This window comes from Streptococcus australis (genome assembly GCF_019930045.1).
Taxonomy (GTDB): Bacteria; Bacillota; Bacilli; order Lactobacillales; family Streptococcaceae; genus Streptococcus; species Streptococcus australis_D.
The window spans coordinates 1-4,757 of record NZ_JAHZQQ010000083.1 but is presented as its reverse complement, the minus strand read 5'-3'; the positions used below and the strand labels follow the sequence as shown (position 1 = coordinate 4,757).

At 42.2% G+C, this 4,757-nt stretch carries 7 protein-coding genes; all 7 read left to right on the top strand.

Features of this window, described 5'->3' with window-relative positions:
* Nucleotides 1-261: 261 nt before the first annotated feature.
* The gene (locus K1J10_RS10085) at nucleotides 262-714 is read left to right on the top strand and encodes a cytidine deaminase family protein (RefSeq protein WP_223357227.1); all 453 of its coding nucleotides are present in this window, start codon (nucleotides 262-264) and stop codon (nucleotides 712-714) included.
* 42 nt (nucleotides 715-756) lie between these two features.
* Entirely contained in the window at nucleotides 757-993 is a 237-nt protein-coding gene (locus K1J10_RS10080) for a DUF1858 domain-containing protein (protein ID WP_125329712.1), read from the top strand.
* Nucleotides 990-2,336, top strand: coding sequence for a DUF438 domain-containing protein (locus K1J10_RS10075; RefSeq protein WP_223357225.1), 1,347 nt, complete (start codon nucleotides 990-992; stop codon nucleotides 2,334-2,336). Before K1J10_RS10080 ends, K1J10_RS10075 begins: the two co-directional genes overlap by 4 nt.
* Nucleotides 2,337-2,338: 2 nt before the next feature.
* Nucleotides 2,339-2,593, top strand: a complete 255-nt coding sequence (locus tag K1J10_RS10070; RefSeq protein ID WP_006596820.1) for a DUF1912 family protein — start codon at nucleotides 2,339-2,341, stop codon at nucleotides 2,591-2,593.
* 181 nt (nucleotides 2,594-2,774) lie between these two features.
* Complete coding sequence (locus tag K1J10_RS10065) at nucleotides 2,775-3,122, top strand: helix-hairpin-helix domain-containing protein (protein WP_223357223.1); 348 nt, start codon at nucleotides 2,775-2,777, stop codon at nucleotides 3,120-3,122.
* A gap of 364 nt (nucleotides 3,123-3,486) precedes the next feature.
* The gene (locus K1J10_RS10060; RefSeq protein ID WP_223357221.1) at nucleotides 3,487-4,053 is read left to right on the top strand and encodes a GNAT family N-acetyltransferase; all 567 of its coding nucleotides are present in this window, start codon (nucleotides 3,487-3,489) and stop codon (nucleotides 4,051-4,053) included.
* Nucleotides 4,046-4,699 (top strand): DNA/RNA non-specific endonuclease, encoded by a 654-nt coding sequence (locus K1J10_RS10055; protein ID WP_223357219.1) that lies wholly within the window; start codon nucleotides 4,046-4,048, stop codon nucleotides 4,697-4,699. Before K1J10_RS10060 ends, K1J10_RS10055 begins: the two co-directional genes overlap by 8 nt.
* Nucleotides 4,700-4,757: the final 58 nt, after the last annotated feature.

Below are 4,757 nucleotides of genomic sequence, written 5' to 3'. Positions count from 1 at the left end.
GACACACTTGAAAGCTTATTTGATTAACACTCCGCAACTTTACTTGAGTGTTTACACAAAATTATTGACAGAATCTTTACAAACGTTACAATTTGTTCATAAATCATTGTAAATATGGCAAAATATTCTTCGTAAAATACATTTATATAACTATATTAACTTTTGAATGATTTATTGATAAGGCAAATTTTTTTTAAATTACTTGATCTAAATGAAGATTGGTAGTTTTTTAAGAAAATATAGGGGAAAATGGAGAGAAGAATGGATATTTGGGAAATCATGTATGAAAAGGCAAAGTCCCTCTACCGTCCCCATGAAGTATCTGATTTTGTCTATGCGCAACACGTGGTTGCGGCTATTGAGGCAGAGGACGGACAAATTTTTACAGGCTTTTGTATGGAAGGGACCTGTGGGGTTTTCCATCTGTGTGCGGAACGAGCGGCTCTCTTTAATATGTACCAAGCATCTGGTCAAACCAAGGTAAAACGAATTTTGGCCTTTCGGGATCAACCACCTTATGGCGGCGGCTCTGGAATGCCTTGTGGGGCTTGTCGAGAGTTCTTAATGGAACTTGATCCAACCAATAGCCAGTTGGAGTTTATGGTCGATTATGAGAGTCGGAAGACCATTACTCTGGGAGAGCTGATACCACATTGGTGGGGAGAAGAACGGGCCAATCAGAGGACTGAGAATCTCTCCCAGGAGGAGCGTTAGATTCCTAGGAGCTTAGATGAAAGAAGAATGTGAGAGTGAGAAATGGATAATAAAATTGATGTATCGATTCCCGTTGCTCAAGTCATTGATCAACATCCGGAAGTATTGGATTTGTTGGTGGAGTTAGGCTTTAAACCCTTAGCCAATCCGATTATGCGCAATACAGTTGGGCGCAAGGTTTCCTTAAAACAAGGATCAAAATTAGAAGGCACTCCTATGGAGAAGATTGTACGAACACTAGAGGCTAACGGTTATGAAGTGGTGGGGCTAGACCAATGAGCGATGAACGAATTCATGTTTTGAGAGACATCTTATTAGACCTTCATCATGGAGCTTCTCCTGAGTCGGTCCAAGAGCGCTTTGATGCGACCTTTAGCGGGGTGTCTGCGATTGAGATTTCCCTCATGGAGCATGAGCTGATGAACTCCGATGCAGGCATCACCTTTGAGGATGTCATGGAGTTGTGCGATGTCCATGCTAATCTCTTTAAGAACGCTGTACAAGGGGTCGAAGTGGCAGATACAGACCATCCAGGTCACCCGGTTCAGATCTTTAAACAGGAGAACTTGGCCCTTCGGGCCGCTATGATGCGGGTCCGCCGTTTGCTGGATAATTATGAGACGACGGAGGATCCTGAGATGATCCAGGAGATTCAGAAAGGCTTGTTGCGTCAGCTGGGCTTGGTGGGTCAATTTGATCGGCATTACCGTCGCAAGGAAGAGTTGATGTTTCCGATTATGGAACGCTATGGGCATGATTCTCCTCCTAAAGTCATGTGGGGGGTAGATGACCAGATTCGAGACCTCTTTGCGAAAACTCTGGATGTGGCCAAAGCCCTGCCTGATTCTGCCATTTCAGAAGTTAAAAAGCGCTTTGAAGCCTTTGCACAAGAGTTTGAGGCTATGATTTTCAAGGAAGAGTCCATCCTCTTGATGATTTTACTGGAGGCCTTTAGCCAGGATGATTGGCTCTCCATCGCAGAAGAAAGTGATGCCTATGGTTATGCCATCATCATTCCGAGTGAGAAATGGGTGCCGAAACGTGTGGACTTCAAGGAAGAAGGTGCAATAGAGACAGAAGGTTCAGATGAAGCCCTTCCTTCTTCAAATGGAAGCGAGCAACGTCAGGTCATTGAGACTCCTGAGGGACAACTGACCATTACCTTCAGGCCTAAGAAAAAAGCAGAGAGCTTCGATCGCCAGCAACCACAAGCTTTTGGCCATGGCTTTCTCTCTGTGGAGCAGGCTGACTTGATCTTGAACCATCTGCCGATGGAGATTACCTTTGTCAATAAGGATGATATTTTCCAATATTACAATGATGCAGCGCCTTTTGAGGAGATGATCTTTAAACGGACGCCGTCGCAGGTAGGACGCAATGTCGAATTGTGTCATCCTCCGAAATACTTGGAGAAGGTCAAAGCCATCATGCAGGGGCTTCGAGAAGGGAAAAAAGACAAGTACGAAATGTGGTTCAAATCAGAATCACGTGGGAAATTTGTCCATGTGACCTATGCGGCAGTGCGCGATGACGCTGGAGAATTTCAAGGTGTCTTGGAATATGTCCAGGATATCCAACCCTATCGGGAGATCGATAGTGAATTTTATAGAGGATTGGAGTAAGAATGAGCTACGAAAAAGAATTTATGAAAGAATTTGAGGCTTGGATCAAGACCCAAGTCATGATCAATGAGATGGCCCTGACAGAAAGCAAGAAGGTCTATGAAGAGGATCAAGACGAGCGGGCCAAGGAGGCTATGATCCGCTATGAGAGTCGCTTGGATGCCTATCAATTCCTTCAAGGGAAGTTTGCTAACTACCACGAGGGGAAAGGGTTCCACGATCTGCCGGATGGCTTGTTTGGAGAGAGAACCTATTAAAGGCTCTCTGTGAAGGCCATTGACTAGCTGGATTTGGCTGAAAATAGTGCAATGACTTGATTTTTCGAGGGATTGTGTTACAATAAAAAAGTTGAACAGACATCAACGAATTATCGAAAGTAATATTGGTGATGAAACCTTGTTGCCTTAGGGATTGATCACTGGATACGTAGGAGGAAAAATGGCAAAGAAGAACGTTAACCGTGCGAAACAATACAAACATCAAAATAGACATCTTTTGAAAAAAGCTGTCGCAACTGTAGCAGCAGCTGTTAAAGAGGCGCCTAAGAAAGTTGAGAAAGCCACAAAAGCAGTGGCGAAAGAAGTGAAACAAGCAGCTTCTTCAGTGGAAGAATTCGCTGCAAGCATGGAAGGTGTAGCCCTTGATCGTGCGCAAACATTCTATGATGAAGGTATTCGCTCTGTTGCGGACTTCGCAAACTGGACAGAAAAAGAGTTGTTGGCCCTTAAAGGAATCGGCCCAGCAACCATCAAAAAATTGCAAGAGCTTGGAGTCAAGTTCAAATAATTGCTTTTGTGATTTCTTGCTATTTCCAGGAAAACTTGATAAAATGAAGCTGTTAGAGGTGTTTTGAATCCCACATTTTACAGAAAGTGGCGGTGCTGAGAAGTCCACAAATGTGTCAAAACTAGTTGCTAATGGATGAAATTAAAAAATGAAATATAAATGTTTTTGTTTCCTTTTAGGGCTAGGTAACGAATTACAGGCTGTACTTAAGTACACCAAAACAAACTAACGACGTCTTAAAAGAGAAACAAGAAGATGAAAGTTGCGGGCAACAGCCCGAAATTGGGTGGTACCGCGGATAAACATATTCGTCCCTGTCAGATTGATGACAGGGGCGATTTTTTGTAGAAAGAGAGGGAGAAGGATGACAAGAGCAGAGCTGCCAGAACGAATTGAAACGGAGCGTCTGGTCTTACGAGTCCGTACCGTGGCGGATGCAGAGGATATCCATGCTTACGCCAGTCTTCCAGAAGTCTCTTACCCAGCAGGCTTTCCGCCCGTCCAGACCTTGGAAGATGAGATTTATTATCTGGAGCATATCCTGCCTGAGCGCAATCAAAAGGACAATCTCCCAGCAGGCTATGGAATTGTGGTCAAAGGGACTGATAAAATCATCGGCTCTGTTGACTTCAACCATCGCCATGAAGACGATGTACTGGAGATTGGCTATACCCTGCACCCAGACTTTTGGGGCCAGGGTTATGTGCCAGAAGCAGCGCGTACCTTGATTGACTTAGGCTTTAAAGAATTGGGGCTTCACAAGATTGAATTGTCTTGCTTTGGCTATAATCTCCAAAGTCAACGAGTCGCTGAGAAACTTGGCTTCACCCTTGAAGCTCGCATAAGGGACCGAAAAGATGCCCAAGGTAATCGCTGTGACAGTCTCATATATGGCTTGCTGAAGAGTGAGTGGGAGTTATACTATGAATAGGTTAAAAGAATATGAATTATTTGATGCCGTACTCACTAAAACAGTTCTTAAACAACTGGGTGTGAGTTCGAAAGATAGATTAATTTTTGATAACGGTAGCTTTCATATTAGAAGAAAAGTTAGATTGACTATTTCTTCTCGAGGTTTAGACTTTTATCAATCGAAAAGAATCGTGAAAAGTGAGGAAGAAGTCCTATTGCCTATAGGGTGCAAAGTCTTGCTTACTAAAAATTTTTTAGCAAACAAACCAAGGCCAAAAGAATTTAGTAAAAAAGTTACACCAGTTGGGTGGGATAAGGAACTTAATAGTAGTGTCACTTATATTAACAGAGGTCATATAATTGCTCATGAATTATATCCAGATGAAAATTGGGAATGTGATAAGGATAGGAAGTATTTTACTCAAACTGAATGGAGTAATAAATCTAGCAAAACAACCAAGGAAGGTGATTTAAAAGTTGGAAAAAACTTGGCCTATTACGAGTCTGAAATTAAGAAATTTTTGGATGAGAATACTAATTCACAAGTGCTTTATTATGTGAAATTGATTTATAATGATGATGATTTAATTCCTAGAGGTATTTGTTTAAAAGCTATATTTAACAAGAAAACAGAAAAATATTCTAATTGCCCTGTTGTAAAATGAAGTGCAACACAAAAGACACGTTCATCTGATATACTAGAATTGCGAAAAACAGCATAAA

Excerpts from the sequence above, each read along its gene's own strand:
- K1J10_RS10085 (WP_223357227.1), top strand. The coding sequence starts at position 262 with ATGGATATTTGGGAAATCATGTATGAAAAGGCAAAGTCCCTCTACCGT.
- K1J10_RS10055 (WP_223357219.1), top strand. The coding sequence starts at position 4,046 with ATGAATAGGTTAAAAGAATATGAATTATTTGATGCCGTACTCACTAAA.
- K1J10_RS10075 (WP_223357225.1), top strand. The coding sequence starts at position 990 with ATGAGCGATGAACGAATTCATGTTTTGAGAGACATCTTATTAGACCTT.
- K1J10_RS10070 (WP_006596820.1), top strand. The coding sequence starts at position 2,339 with ATGAGCTACGAAAAAGAATTTATGAAAGAATTTGAGGCTTGGATCAAG.
- K1J10_RS10065 (WP_223357223.1), top strand. The coding sequence starts at position 2,775 with ATGGCAAAGAAGAACGTTAACCGTGCGAAACAATACAAACATCAAAAT.
- K1J10_RS10060 (WP_223357221.1), top strand. The coding sequence starts at position 3,487 with ATGACAAGAGCAGAGCTGCCAGAACGAATTGAAACGGAGCGTCTGGTC.
- K1J10_RS10080 (WP_125329712.1), top strand. The coding sequence starts at position 757 with ATGGATAATAAAATTGATGTATCGATTCCCGTTGCTCAAGTCATTGAT.